Raw genomic sequence first — 19,650 nt, 5'->3', positions numbered from 1 at the left:
GCGTGTCACTCCTTGGGGGGCAAATCCGCATAGGTGATCAATCGGGTTTCCGTGACGTGCAACAGTTGCCGGAGGTTGGGAGCGGTCAACGCCTTGCATTCGGACTCCCGAGTGGAATCGATGTAGAAGGGGCCGAAATCGGCGGTCTGGCGCCGATGGGCGGCGTCCACCCATCCTGGATGGCAGCACAGTTCGTTGACCCCGAAGGGCAGGGCACGCAGGGTGTTTGCCAGGCTGATCGGGGTCATGTGGCCGGTCATGGCGATGCCGGTCTGGTGATCGGCGCGCCCCACGGTCCGGTCTTGCAACTGACGAAGATTGTTCCAAATCATCAGATTGAGCATAGAGACTTTGAGTGTTTTCGTCAAGCCGTATTGGAGGGTGAGGGGTTCCGGGGCGCAGCGTACCGCCGGAATCCGGTAGCGTTCCAAAAGCCGGATCACCAGCCGGAACACAGGCGGGAACTGGTGATGATGTTTTTCCCCGTCCAGATGGGTGATCGGGATGCCCTGGGACAAGACCCGTTCGATCTGGGCCCGGTATTCCCGTTCGATTTCGTCCAGCACCCGGGGATGAAAGGTGGAAGACAGGTTTTTCCAGGAGAGGTGGAAGCGTCCGTGACGGGTGATGTGGGGCAGGGTGGCCGGATCCAGCAGCGGCGCACCCCGCAGCACATTGAGATGCACGCCGATCCCCAGAGCGGGACACTCACGGCTGGCTTCCATGGCGTGGTCGAAGGCCGGACCGTTGGCCAGCACGGTGGCGCTGGTGACGATGCCATTGCGGTGGCTTTCCAGGATGCCCCGATTGATTCCGTCGCTGAGTCCGAAGTCATCGGCGTTGACGATCAGCGCCTTGACCCGGCGGCGCGGGTCCGGGGGATGGAATGGGGTGGTCTCCATGGCGGGTGTGGCCTCCTTTTCCACACGGATTGCGGCAACGGCATGGGCGAGGGCGTCGAGGGGATCATGGACCCTTCGGTCGGTGAGGGGGAACATGACCTCGGACAACTCAAATGTCAAAGGCGGATGAAGGGGGACAACCCTTTTGCCCGCGGGTAGTTGGAGGATTCCGGTTCTGGTTGTGGCGAGAGGCCATGACCTGTGATGGGGCATGGTCTTTTGGTGGAATTGCGTCTATTCTCAATGATGAAAGAACCAACGGTGAACGCTTGGCGCAGGAGTGGGTGAGAGGAGCTATATGGAGGTCAGGGAGAGCAAAACGGAAAAAAAACAGCTCCGGCGGGCCGAAAGTCTGCTGACGGATTTGACCATGCCATCCCGGCCCGATGTGTTACTGGAAGTGATGCGGGCCCAATCCGGATTCGCCCCGGATCCGGTGGTGGTGACCGAGTTGATTCTCACCGATCTGGCGCTGTCGGCGGCGGTGTTGCACGCGGCCAACACCCAACTGGGAGGCTGGAAGCGCAAGGTGATCTCCATCGAAGGAGCCGTGGCGTTGTTGGGTTTCGAGCGGGTGCGCACCATCGTCTCCGAGCAGTTTCTGAGCGCGGCCCTGGTGGCCCGGGATGGTCCCTTGCAGACCTTGCGGCTGCGGGCGGTGGAGGCGGGGCGTACCGCGGCCCGTTTGGCCCGGGAGTTGCCCGGTATCGCCCCCAACTGCCTGAATGGATATCTGCCCGCCGTGGCTCCGGATGACGCCTACGCCGCCGGTTTGTTGCACGATTGTGGCCTGATCGCCATGTTGAGGGGATTTCCGGATTATGCGGGATTTTGTCGCGAGGTCCACGACCGGGGGGGTGTGGATCTGGTGGCAGCGGAAAATGAACGTTTTGGCACCAACCATTGTCTGACCGGTTACCTGATGCTTCAGGGCTGGCAGTTGCCCGAGTCCTTGTGTCGCATCGTGCGCGGGCATCATCGGACCGATGACTTCAACCGTCCCGGAGAAAAAGTGCGGGATCGTCAGCAATTGGTGTTGCGGGCCATTTTGCATCTTTCCGCGTCGGTGTGCGGTGGGGAGTCCTGGCATGCCTGGAGAGCGGTGGAAGAGGGAATTGCCGCGTTTTTTGGCCTGGAACCCCATCGGCTGGAACAGGTCCGCACCGGCGTGGAGCCGGTTTGACGCGGCAATGTTGGATTTGTTGTGAAAAGTGTGTTTTAATCCGGTCGGTAAGCCGCGATACAGACAGGCGGGTGCGTGACCAAAAGCATGACCATACCTTTTTGGGAGAATGACATGGCACAGAAGAAAAAATCGAAAGCGAAATCCCTGGTCAAGCGGTCCAGGGGGGGAAACGACGCACGCCTGGATCATCTGGAAAAGCGGATCTCCGGCATTGAAAAACAGTTGTCCGAGAAGATGGATCAGTTGTCCGAGCGCAACGCCGCCTTGTTGCGCAAGACCACCGATCAGGTCCGTCAGTTGTCCGACCGGCAGGCGGCCTTGCTGCGGATGACCACGGAACGGGATGCCCAGTTGTCCGAGCGCAATTCCGCGTTGTTGCGCAAGGTCACCGAGCAGATGGATCAATTGGCCTCCCGCAATGCCGCCCTTTTGCGCAAAATGGGTGGCGCGGTGGACGAGTCGAAAGCGGCCCCGAAGGCGAAATGATCTTTCGGAATCGATGATCAGGACAGGCTCCGCAAGGGGCTTCACCCGATCCTCCACTTTGATTTTTCAGGATCGTTATTTTGTGCGCCTCCGTTTGATCGGCTGGAATGGGTCGGCTGCTTCGATTTTTCAGTTGCGGGCGGATGGCGGGACAATCACACAGCGGGAGTTTTGAAGTATGAACAGCAACAAGGGGTGGATGCCGCGCATGATGTTCATGATCGGCCTTGTTTTCGTGTTGGGTCTCTCCGGATGTGCAACCAACGAGACCAATTCCGAGCCTGTGAACATGGCGCCTGAAGCGGTTGCCCCCATCCATCCGGCGCCTTCCGCCCAGGCCGTCATGGCGCCGGAACAGGCCCCGGCAATGGGTAAATCAGGCATGGGAGCGGGTAATATGACCTCAAGTGGTCAAGGATGTGCCGATTGCAAAGGGTGCTGCAAGAAAACCTGCTCTCCTGCGGAGATGAAACAGGGCAAGTGTGCCAAGGCGGGCCAGTGCAACCACAAGTCCGGCCAGTGCAAGAAATGCTGCAAGCATCCGGGTAAATCCTGCAAAAAGTCTTGCAAATCCAAGCCGAAATGCAACAAAGCGCAGCACAATAAACCCGGCAAGAAATGTGATATGCCCACCACTCCCGCCGGCGTGAATGACCCTCGGCCCGCCCCGGAAAGCGAGCATCGTCACTGATGCCTGCTGGGGACGGCCAGGGTGGATGCGGCCAGGAGTGTGACCGGAGTGCAATCCGGTCACGGTTGTGGGGAAGAACAAAGGGAGTGATGTTGTGATGATGACGCCAACGGGAGATCACGGGGGGGGTGCCCGTCGTCCAGGACTCTCCTTTGAATTTTTTCCGCCCCGGCAGGCCGAGGGGGAAAAACTGTTCTGGAACACCCTGGAAACCTTGATTCCCTATCGACCCGATTTCGTCTCCATCACCTGCGGAGCGGGGGGAAGTCGTCAGTCCGGCAGCGGCGAGTTGGTCAGACAGGTGCATGAGCGTACCGGGTTGCACACCGTGGCGCATCTCACCTGTGTGGGGGCCAGCCGCGCCACCTTGACCGACATGCTGCGTTTTTATCAGGAGTGCGGTATTCCCTCGATTCTGGCCCTGCGGGGGGATCCCCCCAAAGGGGAGGAGCCGGGGGTGTTGGAGCGGGGTGCTTTCCAGCATGCCGAGCCGTTCGTGGCCTTCATCCGGGAGTATTTTCCCCAGTTCCGCCTGGGTGTGGCCGCCTATCCGGAAGCCCATCCCGAAACGCCGGACCTGGAGCGGGATCAGCTCCACTTCCGCCGCAAGGTGGAAGCCGGAGCCGATTTCGCCGTCACCCAGTTTTTCTTTGAAAACGATGTCTATTTTCGTTTTGTCGGCTCGTGCCGGGAACGAGGCGTGCATGTGCCGATTCTGCCGGGCATCATGCCGGTGACGGACTTCAAGCAGATCAAGCGGTTATCCGAATTGTGCGGTTCGGTGCTGCCCGAATGGCTCACCTCCCGTTTCGAGGGGATCCGGGATGATCCGGAGCGGATGCTGCAAACCGGAGTGGAGTTGGCCATCGAACAGTGTCGGGATCTGCTGCATCGGGGGGCGCCGGGATTGCATTTCTTCACCCTCAATCAATCCAAGGCGGTACCGAAAATTTTGCGGGAGCTGGCTCCGGAGTTTTATCCGGGTTGAGGATGTCGGGGTGAACAGTGGGATCGAATCACCGGATTCCAGGGGAATCCGGTGATTCGGGTCATGATTGCACTGGATTCGTCTCCTTGGCTTGAGGTTCGGCAAGCGGAATGGTCGCCACCACCTCGTTGCCACGCCCCTGGAATTCCACGGTGCTGAAACTGAACATCCGCGCCATGGCGATTCCGCGACCGTGGGTATCGAAGGCCCGTTCCGGTTTGAGGGTCTCGTAGGCCCGCCAGTCGAACCCCTCTCCTTGATCCACGATGCGAAAACGGATCGCTTCCGGCATACGCTCGATGAAGACGTGTACCTCTTTGCGGGCGTTTCCCGGCAGCGCGAGCCGCTCTTCCACCAGATGATCCCAACCATCGAGGGTGGTCATGGCCCGGGATTTTTCTTCGTAGGTGATCCCCAGATTGCCGTGTTCCACGGCGTTGATCAACAATTCGGAAAGTCCCATCACCACCTGATCCGGATCCGGACAGATGTGGGCCAGGGAGGCCGCCAGAGTTTTGGCCTCTTCCAGGGTGCGCATTCTGAACTCCCCTTCCCAGATCATTTCCAGAGCGTCCTGGGTTTGCAGCACCGCGTTCCGCATGGCCCGATGCCGGAGGAAATCCGCCACCGCCGCCCGGATGATGGCCAGCAGGGTGCGACGATCGAAGGGTTTGGTCAGATAATAGAAGGCTCCAGCCTGAATGCCGTCCAGGGTGTCGGTTTCCGAAGACATGGAGGTCTGCATGATCACCGGGACACCCTGCAAAATGGGATGGGCCTTGATGCGTGACAAAACCTCCATGCCATCCATGTTGGGCATGATCCGGTCCAGCAGGACGGCGGCATAGCCTTCCGGATTATTTTCCAGGGTGTTCCAGGCATCGACCCCGTCGCAGGCGGTGTGGGTCCGATAACCGGCATCCGCAAGATTGGAGACGAGGATCTGTCGATTGATCAGATCGTCATCCACCACGAGAATGGTTGGTTGGTGGTCCATGGTGCCCTGGTTTTGGGGTGATGTCGCCAAAGTTGGAATATCAATATTGAATTGGGTAATATTTATATCACGGTTGCGCGGCTCCTGCCATGCCGGATGAATCAGGAGTGGACAAATCGGGTGGGGATGTTGGACACTCAGGGCCAGGGAAGGTTTTCACGTGACGGCTGGTTCGGGAGGTTCAATGCCATGAAACGCAGGACATTCATTCAATCCGCCGCCCTGTTGGCGGCCAGTGGAGTGCCGGTCGCCGCCCGTGCGGTCGCCGCAGAGAGCGATGGGTCAGCCGGCAAGGAGAAGGCCCGGGTACGTTCCTATCGCGCCTTGGGCAAAACCGGCATGAACATCAGCGATATTTCCTTCGGGGCCGGACGGCTGGCCTCCAGTTCCCTGGTGTTGCGGGCCATGGACCGGGGCATGAATTATTTTGATACCGCCCCGGATTACGGTCAGAGCGAAGACCTGATCGGCGAGGCTCTCCGCAAGGCCAAGGGGCGGGACAAGATTCATATCGCCTCCAAATATTGTCAGCCCATCACCTATCAGGCGGGCAAGAGTCATCTCCAGGTGGGTTCCAAACAGGCGGACTACATCGGGGCGGTGGAAAACAGCCTCAAGCGACTGGGTACCGACTATGTGGATACGGTGTTTGTCCACGCCATCGGCGAAAGCACCGATTTCGAGGCGGAAAAGGCCCGGCTGTTGGATCCGGAAATGCTCGCCGCCACCGAAACCTTGAAAAAAGCCGGCAAGATTCGTTTTCTGGCGGCCTCCTCCCACGGTCCCAACCATATGGAACGGCTCATGACCGCAGCGGTGCAATCGGGGCATTTCGATTACATCATGCCGGCGTTCAATTTCATGAAATTTCCCAAGGTGCCAGAGGTACTCCAGGAGGCCAAGGCCAAAGGGGTGGGGGTGGTGGCCATGAAGGTGTTGGCCGGGGCGAAAGAGAGTGGCATGAAGTTCGATGCCGGCCAGTTCGAGCAGGCGGCCTTCAAGTGGGCCTTGTCCCATGCGGAAATCAGCGGATTGGTGATCACCATCCAGTCGGCCCAGGATCTGGATCTGTTCCTGCCTGCCTCGGGTCAACCGCTGACCGCCGCGGATCAGCGGGTTTTGGATCACTATGCGGCCCTGCATGGCGCGGACTACTGCCGCACCGGGTGCGGCGACTGTCTGGAGGCCTGTGACAAGGGGGTGGATGTGGCCACGATTCTGCGTCATCAGATGTATTTTGAGGATTACGGGGACGAAAAACGGGCCATGCAGGCCTATGCCAGCATGCAACCCAATGCCGGAGTGTGCGCAGATTGCACCGATGCGGCTTGCGATCGGGCCTGTGGGTATGGTGTATCGGTGGGTTCCAAACTGCGGGCCGCCCATCGTACCCTCTCTTTGGAGCCGGTGGTCGCCTGACATGGCCGGGATCCGGGGAGCGACGCGTCAGGAGTCCGTCGGCGTGGGTCGGGCGCGGGTGGGACTGTTGGCCCTGTTGCCGCTGATCGCCTGGGGAGTCTATTGGGAGGGGCAGCGGTATGATCCGGGTCTGCTGGATTTCAAGAACGCTGCGGCCCGGTTGTCTCCCCTGGTCGCCCTGTTTCCCGAGCGGGCCGAAGGATTGGCGCGCCTCGGGGAGACCCGGCGTTTCGATCGGGAAAGCCTGCATGAATATGTCAATGGACATGCGGAGTTTTTCATCTCCGCCGGGTTCAAGGAGTTGGTGGTGGGGGAGTACGGTCTGCCGCAGGAGGCCTCCCGCCCCAAGGTGGTGGTGGATCTGTACGACATGGGCAAGCCGCTGTTCGCCTTCGGCGTGTTGACCGGGGAAGGCGGAGACGGGGGACCGGAGGCGGGAGTGGGAGAGATGGGATTTGCCGAGTCCCGGGGATTGCGTTTCATCTCCGGTCCTTATTACGTCAAGATGACCGCTTTCGACGAGGGGGCGCCTCTGAAGGCCATGGGACAGGCCCTGGTCAAGGCCATGGGGCAGGCCGGAGTGGCCAAGGCGCAAGGGTTTCGTTTTCCGGAGTTCGGCAAACCGTTGGCCACCCGTTTCATCAAGGAGAATTATCGGGGATTGGATTTTTTCGATCAGGTGGTCGAACGGTCGTTTCAAAGGGGCGATCAGACCATTCAGGCTTTCCAGGTGATGGGTTCCGAGGCCCGGAACCTGGAACTGGAGTCCAAACTGCTGGCTTTCCTCAAGGGGGAGGAAATCCCCGTGGAACGGCTGGAAAAAGAGGGGTTGGTGCTTTTTCAGGTGCAAGACCCGTATGAAGGGGAGTGGTTTTTCCTGCGCACCCAGGAGCAGGTGATCGGCGCGTTCGGGATTCCCCTGGATGCCGCATGGACCCCGTTGAAGGAGTTTGTGAACCGTGGCCAGACGCAGCACGACGAACCCCGTTCTTGAGACCGAACCGCTTTTGAGCCGCCGGGCGTTTCTGGGCCGGGCGGCGGGTTTGACCGGTGTCGCTGCCGGTCTGGCGGTGGGGGGATATGTCGTCTACAGCGACCAGCCGATTCGTCAGGGAGCGGTGCAGGTGGCGCGTTTCAAGGATTTCCGCGTGGCCCCGGATCCATTGCGACCGGTGATGGCCGTGGTGCGCGGCACCCGGGTCGAGGCCATGGTGCAAGAGTCGGTGGGCAAGCTGGGAGGCGTGGCCCGTTTCATCCAACGGGGGGATCGGGTGTTGCTGAAACCCAATGTGGGTTGGGACCGGCAGCCGGAACAGGCCGCCAATACCGGTCCGGAGTTGGTGGAGGCCATGGTGCGGATCTGTCGCGAGGCCGGAGCCGCCTCGGTGTGGGTGACGGACGTGTCGTTGAACGATCCCAGACGCTGTTTTGCCCGTTCGGGGATCGAGGCCGCCACGGTGGCCGGGGGTGGGCAGGTGCGTCTGCCGGGTCGGGACGACTTCGTGGCCACGGAGATGGGTGGCAAGGTACTCAAGGTGTGGCCCGTGGCCCGTTTCTTCCACGAGGTGGACAAGGTGATCAACCTGCCCATTGTCAAGCATCACTCCCTGTCGGGATGTACCCTGGCCATGAAAAACTGGTATGGGGTGATCGGCGGACAACGCAATCGGCTGCATCAGTCCATTCACGACTCCATTGTGGATCTGGCGGCGGCGGTGCGTCCCACTTTGACGGTGATGGATGCCACGCGGGTGCTGAAACGCAATGGTCCCACGGGTGGCAATCCGGCGGATGTGGCCCGGGAGGAGACCATCATCGCCTCGTTGGATGAGGTGGCTTTGGACAGCTTCTGTTTGAGCTTTCTGGATCTTGCTCCCGAGGCGGTGCCATTTCTGGCTCTGGCCGAGGCTCGTGGATTGGGCAAGGTCGCTTGGCGCGATCTGAACGTGGTTCGCTCCCAGGTGGGATAGGGGGACGGCATGGGCGGTTTGCGGGGTGTCAGACGGATTTACGCGGCCTTCTTTCTGGGCCTGTTTGGATTTCTTTTGTGGGCCGGGGAGTTCGAGCGCCTCAAGGGGTTTGAGGTCGGCCTGTTTTTGCAACTGGATCCACTCACCGCTTTGGGGGGATTCCTGACCAGTCACACCCTTTACAAGGGGTTGGCCCTGGCTTTGCTGATCCTGATTCCGACTTTGTTTCTGGGGCGTTTTTTTTGTTCCTGGATCTGTCCTTTGGGGATCGTCAATCAGGTGTTGAGTCACATCTTCCATCGGCGCCGAGCGGTGGAGTCGTGGGAGGAGAACCGGTATCGCCCTGTGTACCGTGTCAAGTATTACCTGCTGGTGGTGTTGCTGGTTTTCGCGGGGTTGGGTTCCTTGCAGACCGGCCTGCTTGATCCCATCGCCTTGATCTACCGCTCCTTCACCTTGTCGCTGTTGCCCGCCGTGGATCGGGCCGGTGGCGGGGGATGGTTCGCCCTGCCGGCGGTTTTTCATGGGGGAGTGTTGATCGGTGGGGTGCTGCTGGCGATTTTGTTGGCCAACCGTTTGATCACCCGTTTCTGGTGTCGGGCGTTGTGTCCCCTGGGAGCCTTGCTGGGATGGTGCGCCCAGTGGTCGCTGTGGCGCATCCGCCGGGATGTGGACCGGTGCAACCAGTGCAAACAGTGCCTGCGGGCCTGTCAGGGCGCAGCGGACCCGGATGGGGCGCTGCGTCACACCGAGTGTCACCTGTGCATGAACTGCATCGAGGCGTGTGGTACCCAGGCGTTGCATTATGGTCTGGCCGGCTCCCGCAGTTCCATCGGGCGGCCGTTGGATCTCAACCGGCGTCGGGTGGTGGAGGTCGCCCTGGCCGCGGTGGTGGCGGTTCCCATGACCCGCAGCACCCTGTCCCCCCGTTCCACCCCCACGCCCGAGGTGATCCGTCCTCCGGGATCTCTGCCGGAAGCCCAATTCCTCGCCCGTTGCATCAAGTGCGGTCTGTGCATGCGGGTCTGCCCCACCAACGTGTTGCAACCCGCGTTGCTCGAAGCCGGCTTCGAGGGGTTGTGGACCCCGCTGCTGATGAATGCCGTCGGCTATTGCGAACACCATTGCGTCTTGTGTGGTCAGGTCTGCCCCACCGCCGCCATCCGTCCCCTCTCCGTGGCCGAAAAGGTGGGAGCCCCTCCCTTCACCAAACCCGTGCGTCTGGGGACTGCCTTTTTCGATCGGGGACGCTGCTTGCCCTGGGCCATGGATGTGCCTTGCATCGTCTGCGAAGAGACCTGTCCCACCTCTCCCAAGGCCATCTGGTACGAAACTGTCGCCATCACCAGTCGGGACGGGCGCAAGGTGACCCTCAAGCGTCCTTTTGTGCAGCCGGAACTGTGTATCGGCTGCGGAATCTGTGAAAACAAGTGCCCGGTGACGGATCTGGCCGCCATTCGGGTCTCTTCGGTGGGGGAGAGCCGCTCCGGGGACAACCGGATGCTGTTGAATCAGCAATCCGGGTGGATTGAGGGGACGATTGACACAGGATTGGGGTGAGCTGGCTGGAGAAACCGTGTTTCCGATGTCCCATGGGGGGTGGATGATTGGGGTGCAACCGTCCACGGTCGGTCAGCCAGCGGTTTGCCGTATGAAACCCCAAGGCCGCTGGTCATTGGAAAATAGCGGACAAGGATTCGGCCTTGAACAGTCGGCTGGTCCAGGCTTTCATGTCGTCCAGTCCGGCGCTGGTCACCTGTTCTTGAATGGACTTGGGGATGACGCCAAAACGTTCTTGAAGCAGTTGGAGCAGCATTTCGGCTTTGCCTTCCAGCAATCCTTCCTGTTTGCCTTCTTGTTTGCCTTCCAGCAGTCCTTCCTGTTTGCCTTCCAGCAGTCCTTCTTGTTTGCCTTCCAGCAGTCCTTCCTGTTTGCCTTCCAGAATGCCTGCCAGCAGTCCTTCCTGAATCCATGTGTCTTTGTATTGAGCAATGAGTTCGCGCGCATAGATGGATTGCATCATGGGAGCCTCCTGTGGTGAAACCTGGACGACGATATCCTGCACACTATTTTGGTCCAGGGAGTCAAAGGTGGTCAACAGATAAATCATCACCGGGATCAACAGCTCTGGAGCCTCGATCAGGGCGCGGGTGATGCTGTCGAGGGCCTCCATTTGGGATTGGGCATCCCGGGTTCCATATTTCAAGGCCAACAAACCGGCTTTGAGCCGGGCATGGGTGGAGAGTTGGTCATCGGGAATCGTGCCAATGTTGACCAGCGCATAGGTGAAATTGGTCAGCCATGGCCGCAGGGCCTCATCGCAGTCCACCAGGGAGAGAAAATCGGTGGGAATGGTCCACTCCTGTGCCCCGTGATACAACACGAAGGGGATGATGGCGGGCAGGGTGAGCCAATCCGGATTTTCTTTTTCTTTTTGTTCCATGAAGCGGTGGCGTCCACGGTCGAGCTGCCAAGCCACTTTGCGGTCGTGAAAGCTTTTATGCTCCACCAGCAGATAGAAATACAGATCCTTGAGGCTCAACGTTTTGGCTTTGAAGATCATGTCGGAAAAATAAGGGCGCAACTCCGGACTGATGAAGGAACCTTTGACCAGTTCCGGGTGATCGCAAGCCAGCAAGGCGACGATTTCTTGGGGCAGATGTTCACGCAATAAGGCCCCGGCGGTTTCCGGGTTGGACATCAACGCCTTGAACAGCTTGTCGTGTGGTTGGACCAGATCGGTCATGGCGGGGTTCAGGAGCGCCCGATATCCCGGCGTGAGGTGGAGATGGTCACGGTGAATCCCGCCACCACATCCAGGAGGGACATGACGGTCATGGTCAGAAACAAGATGGTGCCCGCCGGCTTGAAGATCAGAAATTCCACCAAGAAGACCACAAACACCACCATGGAAAACAGGTGATCGACGATCGATTCGGTGCCGGAGCGGGTCGCCTTGAAGATTTCGATGTAGAGGGCGGCCACGCCGACCAGGATCAGTACGTCGGAGAGGGTGAAGGTCAACTGGGCGCCGGAGGTCAAGGCCAGGGTGAGCAGTCTGGTATCCGGGCTGAACTCCGGGTGGAGAGGGTGCGCGAAAATCATGCCGTTGAGAATCGCCAGCATGAAGGTGAACAGGGGAATCGATTTGACGAGTGGCATGGCCTGACCGCTTTCGCGCCGTGCGGATGGGGGTTGGTCCGGGGGAAAAGTTTCTTTAACAGCCAAAGAGTATTGATAAGCCATTTCTCGCCAAAAAAAAACCGTTTCCGTGTTCCGGGGAGAAAAAATTGACCTGCCCCTTGCATCCTGGGACAGGCAATCCCATATCAAAGCACAATTTGGCGCGGCTGTGGGCGCGTTCCCGCCGGATCCGGCGGATAAAAAGTTCAAAAACCAGGAAAAAGAGGAGTTGGGCATTATGAGCACGTCGGAAGGCAAACAGACCCGTGCGTTTCAGACCGAGGTTCGGCAGTTGTTGGATCTGATGATCCACTCCTTGTACAGCAACAAGGAGATTTTTTTGCGGGAATTGATCTCCAACGCTTCGGACGCGGCGGACAAGTTGCGCTTTGAGGCCATTTCCAACGATGGTCTCTATGAGGGGGATTCCCAGATTGCCATCCGTGTCATCTTTGACAAGGAGGCCAATACCCTCACGATTTCCGATAACGGTATCGGCATGACCGCAGACGAGGTGACCACCAACATCGGCACCATCGCCCGTTCCGGCACCAAGGAGTTTCTCCAGTCCCTGGCCGCGGATCAGGCCAAGGATGCCAATCTGATCGGACAGTTCGGAGTGGGTTTTTATTCGGCCTTCATCGTGGCCGATCGGGTCACCCTGGTCACCCGCAAGGCGGGAGCGTCCAGCGGTGAGGCGGTGCGCTGGGAGTCGGCGGGCAACGGGGAATACACCCTGGAGACCGTCACCAAGGAGTCCCGGGGCACGGATGTGATTTTGCACCTCAAGCCCGAGGAGAAGGATTTCCTCGACGACTGGCGGGTACGCTCCACGATTCGCAAGTTTTCCGATCATGTCTCCTGGCCCATCCTGATGCTTCAATCCGCCGGTTATTCCGGAGATGAAGAGGGGGACGAAGACAAGACCGACACCACTCCGGAAGACAAACAACCGCAATGGGAGACCGTCAACAAGGCCTCCGCCCTGTGGACCCGTGCCAAGTCCGAGATCACCGAAGAAGAATATACCGAGTTCTACAAGCACGTGGGCCATGATTTTGAAGATCCCCTGGCTCACATCCATGCCCGTCTGGAGGGCAAATACGAATATACCGTGCTGCTGTATGTGCCCAAGCGCGCCCCTTTCGATCTGTGGGATCGGGATCGCAAGCATGGGGTCAAGCTGTATGTGCGTCGGGTCTTCATCATGGAAGGGGCGGAGGATCTAATGCCCCGTTACATGCGCTTCGTGCGCGGCGTGGTGGACTCCACGGACCTGCCCCTCAACGTCTCCCGGGAGATTTTGCAGAAAAATCCGGCGGTGGATGCCATCAAGAAGGGGATGGTGGGCAAGGTCTTCTCCTTGCTGGAGGATATGGCCAAAAACGACGCCGAGAAGTATCAGCAGTTCTGGGATACCTTTGGCGTGGTGCTCAAGGAAGGGGTGATCGAGGATTTCGCCCATCGGGAGCGGGTGGCCAAGCTGTTGCGGTTTTCCAGCACCCATGCGGATTCCAAGGTACAGGATGTCTCCCTGGAGGCTTATGTCTCCCGCATGAAAGAGCAACAAAAGGCGATCTACTACGTCAATGGCGAATCCCTGGAGGCGGCCCGGCACCATCCCCATCTGGAGATCTTCCGCAAGAAGGGCATCGAGGTGCTGCTGTTGACCGATCGGGTGGACGAGTGGCTGGTGAACCATCTGCACGAGTTCGACGGCAAGCCGCTGCATTCCGTGGCCAAGGGGGGACTGGATCTCGGGGAGCTGGAAGACGAGGCGGACAAGAAGGAGTTGGAGAAATATCAAGGGGAGTTCAAGGATCTGATCGAGCGGGTGCAAAAAGGTCTGGGAGAGCTGGTGAAAGAGGTGCGTGTCACCAACCGTCTTACCGATTCGCCGTCGTGTCTGGTGAGCGGCGAACACGATCTGAGCGCTTCCATGGAGCGAATCCTGCGGGAGGCCGGCCAGAAAACCCCGTCCACCAAGCGTACCCTGGAACTCAATCCCGCCCATCCTTTGGTGGAGCGCCTCAAAGAAGAGCAAAACACGCAACGTTTCGACGATCTTTCCCACATTCTGTTTTCCCAGGCACTGTTGAGCGAGGGGGGACAGTTGGAAGATCCGGCGGATTTCGTTCGTCGTCTCAACGGTCTGCTGCTGGCGGGCAAGTCTGCCTGAAAAGGTCTTGAATTTTAAAAAGAAGAGTCCGCCCTTGTGGTGAACGGTTGTCTTGACGGTTCACTGCAAGGGCGTTTTTTTTGAAACCGGCACACGATTGTGGCCGGATCCTCTCCTGCTTGGTTCGTTGGTATTTCCGGGTTTGCTTAAAACAGTTCGAAGCCGTCGTCTTCTTCGGGAGCCGGACCGCTCTCTTCATTCTCCTCTCCTCCGCTGACCTGGCCCAGGAGCGCGGCATGGATGCGTCGTTCGCTTTCCATGGTATAGATGGCCCGCAGTCCTTTGAAGGAGTCGGCCATGGCGGCGCATTCGCTTTCCAGGGTGGCCAGAAGGGTTCCGGTCCGGTCCTGCAGGATGGTGTTCAGTTCCCGGATGATGTGGGACGAGGAGTGGCGGATGGCGGTATGAAAGGTGATGTCCGAGGTCAACAGCATGATCTGATTGTAGGTGGCCTGGGTTTCCGCCAGGGACTCGGAAAAGATGGTGGCCAGATCCGCGTTGCTCATCTCCAGACGGCGGATGGTCAGAGGCACGCGACGCAGCATCACCCCGGCGCTCATGATTTTTGGGGCGCCTTGTTCGGAGAATTCGCCGTTGATGTTTTGGACCGACTCGGCGGCTTGGAGCAGTTCATCCCCTTTCTGATGGCCCTCCTCGTGGACCCGACGTGCCAACTCCTGGATCGCCTCGGTGAGGGTTTCCAGTTTGCCGAAACCGCGGGTGTTGACATCCCGGGTGAGGCTGGCGAGGCGATGGGCGGTTTTGTCCAGGGTTTCCATGGATTTGTGGGCCATGAACAGGGTGTTTTCCGTCTGGGAGAGGGTCTTGAGGATTTCGGAAAGCAGGGAGTCGTCGAGAATCGGCAGCTTGAGCATGGCTGCCAGATGATAGGCGGCTTCGGCCACATCCTGTTGAAATTCCATGCTGACGTTACGGGCCGCGAAGATGGTTTTCTTTTGGGCTTCCGCCAGATCGGAGATGCGGGTCAGGTGTTGGTGCATGGCCTGGACCGCGGTGACCAGATCTCCGGCGGTCTCTTCGAGTTGTTCGATGGAGATGCGGGTCACCATGGCAAACCAGCGCATGGGGGTGGGATCGTCGTTGGCCGTGGCCAGTTTTTCCCGCCCCTGGCGCAGGGCTTCGCTCACATGGGCGAGACGCTGGGCGGTGATGTCGTCGTACTGCATGGTTTGCATCATGTCGAACAACACCCCATTATTGGATTCGGCGTGACCTTCGATCTTCTGACAGGCCTCGTCGATGGCGCTGATGGCGTGACCCATGCGACCGATGACATCCCGGATGCGGGTTTTGAGCACCTTGAGTCGATGGCTGGATAGATCCATGTCGGCGGCCATGCGTCGGGCCAACTGTTGCATCAGGGTGGAGGCGTCCCGCAGGGAGGAGATCAGATCATGGATCAAGGGGCGGATCTGACGCATGAGACTGTCGATGATGGCGCATTGGGTCTGGCGTTCCAGGGCGTCGCTGCCCTGGTTGAGGATCTGGTCCGTCATCAGGGGCAGGAAGGCGTCTTGTTCCAAGGTGAGTGCCCACAGGATCAGCCCGTCGGTGGTCTTGACGAAGGCGAGGGTTTGCTCCATCAACGATTCCATGCGTTTCAGAGCGGCTTCGACCTCCCGGTGGATGCGGGTCAGTTCCTGTTGCAGTGGGGTGAGTCCCTGGGCTTTGCCTTTGACCGTGTGGCGTTCCCGGATGGCGGCGGCCCGGCTGGCGCTCGAAGCGAAGCTGGCGGAAAATCCACCCATGTGATCCACGATGGCATGAAAACCCGATGAACAGATCATGGGCATCCGATCCAGGGTGGCGACAATCTTGTCCAGTTGCGAGAAGGCATTCGATTCGGTATCGGATTGGGACATCTGACGACTCCTGGAAAGGGGCAAAGAACCAACGCATCATAAAATGGAAGCGATTCATTGTAGCAAGGTTTGTGGTCGCATAAAAGGCTGGTCAAGACAGAGGAATTGTGGGTATTCTGCTTCTTTGACCTGAGGTTTGGTGCCAGGGGTGGTTCCTGGCTTTAAAGAGGGTGCAAAACATGAACTTGAAAGTGGTGGAAAACGCGGGACACGACCGTGTCACCCCGGCGGACGACCTGGGAGGGATTTCCAGCGAGGATCTGCGTCGGGTTGTCGAGCGCATCGAGCGGCTGGAAGAGGAAAAACTTGGCATCGCCGCCGACATTCGGGCCATTTACGCCGAGGCCAAGGCCATGGGGTTCGACCCCAAGATCGTGCGCAAGGTGGTGCGTTTGCGCAGCATGGAGCCCCATCAGATCGAGGAGGAAGAGACCCTCACCGATCTTTACAAACGTGCGTTGGGCATGGAATGAAACCTGGAAAATGGTCATGAGCGCGGCCTGGATGACGCTTTTCGCTTCGTCGCCCCGGGGCATGGAGTCCCTGCTGGCCGACGAGTTGCGCCAGGCGGGTGCCCGTCGGGTGCGGCCATTGACCGCCGGAGTCTCCTTCGAGGGGGATTTTTCGGTGGTGTGTCGGGTGTGTCTGTACTCCCGGGTGGCCAGTCGGCTGCTGCTGCCTTTGGCGCGGGTGCCGGCGGACGATATCGACGGGTTGGATCAGGCGTTGCTGGCGTTGCCCTGGGAGGATCATCTGCGGCCCGAAGGCACGTTGGCCGTGGATTTTTCCGGGACCAATGCGGTGGTGCGCCACACCCGATTCGGGGCGGTGAAGGTCAAGGACGCGGTGGTGGATCGGCTGAGAGAGCGCACGGGGATGCGTCCGTCGGTGAATTTCGAGCGGCCTGATCTGCGCATCCATGCCCGTCTGACGGAAGGACGCGGGGTGGATATTGGCATCGATCTGTCCGGGGAGGCGTTGCACCGTCGGGGCTATCGGGTGCAGGTGGGCAGCGCGCCGCTGAAGGAAAATCTGGCGGCGGCCATTTTGATGCTGGCGGGCTGGCCCGAGATCGCCCGCGCCGGAGGCCGTTTGCTGGATCCCATGTGCGGATCCGGTACCTTGTTGATCGAGGCGGCGTGGATGGCCGGGGATGTGGCGCCGGGATTGTCCCGGGATCATTTCGGTTTCATGGGATGGCTGGGACACGATCCGGGAATCTGGCGGGGGATTGTCGCCGAGGCCAGAGAACGGGCCAGGGCCGGAAGAGGAGCCATTCCGGCGATTTTCGGGTTTGACAAGGATCCGTTGGCGGTGGGGGCAGCCATGGAGAATGTGGCCAGTGCCGGGATGTCCCAGTGGATCGAGGTGGAGAAGCGGGATCTGGAACATCTGGAGCGGCCCATGGGTGTGGCGGGACTGATGGCGGTCAATCCCCCCTATGGGGAACGCCAGGGGGAGATCGAGCGGTTGCAGTCCACCTATGCCTTGTTGGGCAACCGGTTGCGTACCCGCTTGCAGGGGTGGCAGGCCGCGGTTTTCACCGCCGCTCCGGAGTTGGCCGAGGCCCTGGGGGTGAAACCCCGTGTGGCCCGGACTTTGTACAATGGCGCGCTTCCCTGTCGGTTGTTGCTGTTGGATCCGGTGGCTCTTCCCAAAGTGGTGCGGGGACCCGAAGGGGTGGAGGAGACCAGCGTCGCCCCCGAGCCCGGGGATCCGGAGGCTCCGGGGGCGGTGATGTTCGCCAATCGTCTGCGCAAGAACCGCAAACGGCTGGATCGCTGGTTGAAGCGTTCAGAGGTGAGCTGTTATCGGCTCTATGACGCGGACATGCCGGAATATGCGGTGGCGGTGGATGTGTATGGTCCCTGGATCCATTTGCAGGAGTACCGTCCTCCGGCGGAGGTGGATCCCCAGGTGGCCCGGCGTCGGTTGGGGGAGGTGCTGGCGGCCATTCCGGTGGCTTTGGGCATCGCTCCGGAACAGATCCATTTCAAGACCCGGCGCCGTCAGTCCGAAGGGGCCGGGGGACAGTACCGCAAGATGGGAGAGTTGGGGGAGTTCGTCACCGTGGAGGAGGGGGGATTGCGCTTTCTGGTCAATTTCACCGACTCGTTGGATGTGGGATTGTTTCTGGATCACGCCCCGTTGCGACGGCGGATTCGGGATGCCAGCGCCGGCAAGCGTTTTTTGAATCTTTTCGGTTACACCGGCAGCGCCACGGTTTATGCCGCCGCCGGAGGGGCCTCGGCCACGGTGACGGTGGATCTGTCCTGCAACTATCTGGAGTGGGCGGGGCGCAATCTGGCTTTGAATGGTTATGCCGGTCTGGCCCATCGCCTGGTGCGGGCGGATTGCGCCGAATGGCTGGCGGAGTCGGTGCAATCCGGAGTCGGTGAGCGGTTTGACATCATTTTGTTGGATCCCCCGACTTTTTCCAACTCCGCCCGTATGGAACGGCCCTTCGATTTGCAACGGGAACACCCGACCTTGATCGGTCTGGCCGCCCGACTGCTCACTCCGGATGGTGTATTGTTTTTTTCCAACAACTCCCGTCGGTTTCGGCTGGATCGGGAGGCTTTGCCCGAGGGATTGTTTGTCCAGGATATCACCCGGGAGACCATTGGACCGGATTTTCAGGGCAATCCCCGCATTCACAGTTGTTGGCGTTTTTCTTGGCGCGATGGGGGCCGGGGGTAAGATTTTTTTTGGCGTTCGTCTTGTGATTCGGTTAGATTATCCAAGAATTTATGAGCGCGGCTCCGGGGTCGCGTAAACCGCTCGTGTTGGGATTTTCGTTTCTGGAGGTGTATGATGAGTGGCAAGGAAGAGTTTCGACTGGTGACACGGAGCGATTTCGATGGCCTCGTGTGTGCGGTGTTGTTGAAGGAACTGGGGATTATTAATGATATCAAATTTGTCCATCCCAAGGATATGCAGGATGGCAAGATTGCGATCACCGATCGCGATATCACCACCAATCTCCCTTATGTGGAAGGCGTCCATCTGGCCTTTGACCACCATTTGAGCGAGACCATTCGCCGGGGTGCCGAAAAGCCCGACAATCACATCATTCATCCCGACGCCCCGTCGGCGGCCCGTGTGGTGTATGATTATTATGGTGGCGCCACCACCTTTCATCGCATCTCCCAGGAGATCATGGATGCGGTGGACAAAGGCGACGCCGCCCGTTTCAGCCGTGAGGAGATTCTCAATCCCACCGGTTGGGTGTTGATGAATTACCTGATGGATGCCCGTACCGGGCTGGGACGGTTTCGCAGTTTCCGGGTTTCCAACTATCAGTTGATGATGCAATTGATCGACAACTGCCGGGAAATGACCATCGAACAGATCCTGGATCTGCCGGATGTCAAAGAGCGGGTGGATGTCTACTTTGAACACGAAGGCAAGTTCAAAGATCAGTTGCAACGTTGCTCCACGGTTTACAACAACCTGGTGGTGCTGGACCTGCGGGACGAGGAGACCATCTGGGCCGGAAACCGGTTCATGATTTATGCCCTGTATCCCCAGTGCAACATCTCCATCCATGTGTTGTGGGGATTCCAGAAACAAAATACCGTGTTCGCCATCGGCAAGTCGATTCTGGACCGGGGTTCCAAGACCAATGTGGGAGAACTGGCGTTGTCGTATGGTGGTGGCGGCCATCAGAACGCCGGCACCTGTCAGGTGGCCAACGATATGGCCAGCCAGACCCTTCAGGAGTTGATTGCCCGGATCAACCAGGACGGTTGATCGGGAGAAGGGC

17 protein-coding genes are annotated in these 19,650 nt (G+C 59.4%); 12 read left to right on the top strand and 5 right to left on the bottom strand.

The window, feature by feature from the left end; all coding sequences use genetic code 11:
- Nucleotides 1–5: 5 nt before the first annotated feature.
- A complete protein-coding gene (locus tag HQL98_03195) occupies nucleotides 6–902 on the bottom strand; it encodes a ChbG/HpnK family deacetylase (protein ID MBF0271072.1) in 897 nt (298 codons plus the stop codon).
- A gap of 298 nt (nucleotides 903–1,200) precedes the next feature.
- Here HQL98_03195 and HQL98_03190 point away from each other — a divergent pair, with 298 nt between their 5' ends.
- The 4 genes from HQL98_03190 (at nucleotide 1,201) to metF (ending at nucleotide 4,253) form a co-directional block, all read left to right on the top strand.
- Nucleotides 1,201–2,085, top strand: coding sequence for an HDOD domain-containing protein (locus HQL98_03190; GenBank protein MBF0271071.1), 885 nt, complete (start codon nucleotides 1,201–1,203; stop codon nucleotides 2,083–2,085).
- Nucleotides 2,086–2,199: 114 nt separating this feature from the next.
- Nucleotides 2,200–2,574: a hypothetical protein gene (locus HQL98_03185; GenBank protein ID MBF0271070.1), complete on the top strand. Its 375-nt coding sequence runs from the start codon at nucleotides 2,200–2,202 to the stop codon at nucleotides 2,572–2,574.
- A 178-nt stretch (nucleotides 2,575–2,752) separates the two neighbouring features.
- Nucleotides 2,753–3,265, top strand: coding sequence for a hypothetical protein (locus tag HQL98_03180; GenBank protein MBF0271069.1), 513 nt, complete (start codon nucleotides 2,753–2,755; stop codon nucleotides 3,263–3,265).
- 97 nt (nucleotides 3,266–3,362) lie between these two features.
- Entirely contained in the window at nucleotides 3,363–4,253 is an 891-nt protein-coding gene (metF, locus tag HQL98_03175) for a methylenetetrahydrofolate reductase [NAD(P)H] (GenBank protein ID MBF0271068.1), read from the top strand.
- A gap of 61 nt (nucleotides 4,254–4,314) precedes the next feature.
- Here the strand turns inward: metF and HQL98_03170 are convergent, their stop codons facing one another.
- Nucleotides 4,315–5,250 (bottom strand): response regulator, encoded by a 936-nt coding sequence (locus tag HQL98_03170; protein MBF0271067.1) that lies wholly within the window; start codon nucleotides 5,248–5,250, stop codon nucleotides 4,315–4,317.
- A 189-nt stretch (nucleotides 5,251–5,439) separates the two neighbouring features.
- Here HQL98_03170 and HQL98_03165 point away from each other — a divergent pair, with 189 nt between their 5' ends.
- The 4 genes from HQL98_03165 to HQL98_03150 are packed head-to-tail and all read left to right on the top strand — an operon-like array spanning nucleotide 5,440 to nucleotide 10,199.
- Nucleotides 5,440–6,669, top strand: coding sequence for an aldo/keto reductase (locus HQL98_03165; protein ID MBF0271066.1), 1,230 nt, complete (start codon nucleotides 5,440–5,442; stop codon nucleotides 6,667–6,669).
- Nucleotide 6,670: 1 nt separating this feature from the next.
- Nucleotides 6,671–7,663: a hypothetical protein gene (locus HQL98_03160; protein ID MBF0271065.1), complete on the top strand. Its 993-nt coding sequence runs from the start codon at nucleotides 6,671–6,673 to the stop codon at nucleotides 7,661–7,663.
- A complete protein-coding gene (locus HQL98_03155; protein ID MBF0271064.1) occupies nucleotides 7,629–8,639 on the top strand; it encodes a DUF362 domain-containing protein in 1,011 nt (336 codons plus the stop codon). Before HQL98_03160 ends, HQL98_03155 begins: the two co-directional genes overlap by 35 nt.
- Before the next feature lie 9 nt (nucleotides 8,640–8,648).
- Nucleotides 8,649–10,199 carry a 4Fe-4S binding protein gene (locus HQL98_03150; GenBank protein MBF0271063.1) on the top strand — a complete coding sequence of 517 codons (1,551 nt, stop codon included), beginning with the start codon at nucleotides 8,649–8,651 and terminating at the stop codon, nucleotides 10,197–10,199.
- 112 nt (nucleotides 10,200–10,311) lie between these two features.
- Here the strand turns inward: HQL98_03150 and HQL98_03145 are convergent, their stop codons facing one another.
- Complete coding sequence (locus HQL98_03145) at nucleotides 10,312–11,385, bottom strand: Rpn family recombination-promoting nuclease/putative transposase (GenBank protein ID MBF0271062.1); 1,074 nt, start codon at nucleotides 11,383–11,385, stop codon at nucleotides 10,312–10,314.
- 8 nt (nucleotides 11,386–11,393) lie between these two features.
- Nucleotides 11,394–11,801: a hypothetical protein gene (locus HQL98_03140; GenBank protein MBF0271061.1), complete on the bottom strand. Its 408-nt coding sequence runs from the start codon at nucleotides 11,799–11,801 to the stop codon at nucleotides 11,394–11,396.
- A 259-nt stretch (nucleotides 11,802–12,060) separates the two neighbouring features.
- Between HQL98_03140 and htpG the strand changes: the two genes are divergently transcribed.
- The gene (gene htpG, locus HQL98_03135; protein MBF0271060.1) at nucleotides 12,061–14,001 is read left to right on the top strand and encodes a molecular chaperone HtpG; all 1,941 of its coding nucleotides are present in this window, start codon (nucleotides 12,061–12,063) and stop codon (nucleotides 13,999–14,001) included.
- A gap of 146 nt (nucleotides 14,002–14,147) precedes the next feature.
- Here the strand turns inward: htpG and HQL98_03130 are convergent, their stop codons facing one another.
- Nucleotides 14,148–15,884: a hypothetical protein gene (locus HQL98_03130; protein ID MBF0271059.1), complete on the bottom strand. Its 1,737-nt coding sequence runs from the start codon at nucleotides 15,882–15,884 to the stop codon at nucleotides 14,148–14,150.
- Nucleotides 15,885–16,063: 179 nt separating this feature from the next.
- Between HQL98_03130 and HQL98_03125 the strand changes: the two genes are divergently transcribed.
- The 3 genes from HQL98_03125 to HQL98_03115 all read left to right on the top strand — a co-directional run bounded on the left by HQL98_03125 (nucleotide 16,064) and on the right by HQL98_03115 (nucleotide 19,637).
- The gene (locus HQL98_03125) at nucleotides 16,064–16,357 is read left to right on the top strand and encodes a DUF2312 domain-containing protein (protein ID MBF0271058.1); all 294 of its coding nucleotides are present in this window, start codon (nucleotides 16,064–16,066) and stop codon (nucleotides 16,355–16,357) included.
- A gap of 31 nt (nucleotides 16,358–16,388) precedes the next feature.
- The gene (gene rlmKL / locus HQL98_03120) at nucleotides 16,389–18,584 is read left to right on the top strand and encodes a bifunctional 23S rRNA (guanine(2069)-N(7))-methyltransferase RlmK/23S rRNA (guanine(2445)-N(2))-methyltransferase RlmL (protein ID MBF0271057.1); all 2,196 of its coding nucleotides are present in this window, start codon (nucleotides 16,389–16,391) and stop codon (nucleotides 18,582–18,584) included.
- A 114-nt stretch (nucleotides 18,585–18,698) separates the two neighbouring features.
- The gene (locus tag HQL98_03115) at nucleotides 18,699–19,637 is read left to right on the top strand and encodes an exopolyphosphatase (protein MBF0271056.1); all 939 of its coding nucleotides are present in this window, start codon (nucleotides 18,699–18,701) and stop codon (nucleotides 19,635–19,637) included.
- Nucleotides 19,638–19,650 lie beyond the last annotated feature (13 nt).

The sequence above is a fragment of the Magnetococcales bacterium genome, from assembly GCA_015231755.1.
Taxonomy (GTDB): domain Bacteria; phylum Pseudomonadota; class Magnetococcia; order Magnetococcales; family Magnetaquicoccaceae; genus Magnetaquiglobus.
This window is presented reverse-complemented; position numbering and strand designations above follow the sequence as displayed.

Bases quoted from the DNA above. Each gene is read 5' to 3' on its own strand.
- HQL98_03140 (MBF0271061.1), bottom strand. From the start codon at position 11,801: ATGCCACTCGTCAAATCGATTCCCCTGTTCACCTTCATGCTGGCGATT.
- HQL98_03160 (MBF0271065.1), top strand. From the start codon at position 6,671: ATGGCCGGGATCCGGGGAGCGACGCGTCAGGAGTCCGTCGGCGTGGGT.
- HQL98_03195 (MBF0271072.1), bottom strand. From the start codon at position 902: ATGGAGACCACCCCATTCCATCCCCCGGACCCGCGCCGCCGGGTCAAG.
- HQL98_03170 (MBF0271067.1), bottom strand. From the start codon at position 5,250: ATGGACCACCAACCAACCATTCTCGTGGTGGATGACGATCTGATCAAT.
- HQL98_03130 (MBF0271059.1), bottom strand. From the start codon at position 15,884: ATGTCCCAATCCGATACCGAATCGAATGCCTTCTCGCAACTGGACAAG.
- HQL98_03180 (MBF0271069.1), top strand. From the start codon at position 2,753: ATGAACAGCAACAAGGGGTGGATGCCGCGCATGATGTTCATGATCGGC.
- HQL98_03165 (MBF0271066.1), top strand. From the start codon at position 5,440: ATGAAACGCAGGACATTCATTCAATCCGCCGCCCTGTTGGCGGCCAGT.
- htpG (MBF0271060.1), top strand. From the start codon at position 12,061: ATGAGCACGTCGGAAGGCAAACAGACCCGTGCGTTTCAGACCGAGGTT.
- HQL98_03125 (MBF0271058.1), top strand. From the start codon at position 16,064: ATGAACTTGAAAGTGGTGGAAAACGCGGGACACGACCGTGTCACCCCG.
- HQL98_03115 (MBF0271056.1), top strand. From the start codon at position 18,699: ATGAGTGGCAAGGAAGAGTTTCGACTGGTGACACGGAGCGATTTCGAT.
- HQL98_03185 (MBF0271070.1), top strand. From the start codon at position 2,200: ATGGCACAGAAGAAAAAATCGAAAGCGAAATCCCTGGTCAAGCGGTCC.
- HQL98_03150 (MBF0271063.1), top strand. From the start codon at position 8,649: ATGGGCGGTTTGCGGGGTGTCAGACGGATTTACGCGGCCTTCTTTCTG.
- HQL98_03190 (MBF0271071.1), top strand. From the start codon at position 1,201: ATGGAGGTCAGGGAGAGCAAAACGGAAAAAAAACAGCTCCGGCGGGCC.
- metF (MBF0271068.1), top strand. From the start codon at position 3,363: ATGATGACGCCAACGGGAGATCACGGGGGGGGTGCCCGTCGTCCAGGA.
- rlmKL (MBF0271057.1), top strand. From the start codon at position 16,389: ATGACGCTTTTCGCTTCGTCGCCCCGGGGCATGGAGTCCCTGCTGGCC.
- HQL98_03145 (MBF0271062.1), bottom strand. From the start codon at position 11,385: ATGACCGATCTGGTCCAACCACACGACAAGCTGTTCAAGGCGTTGATG.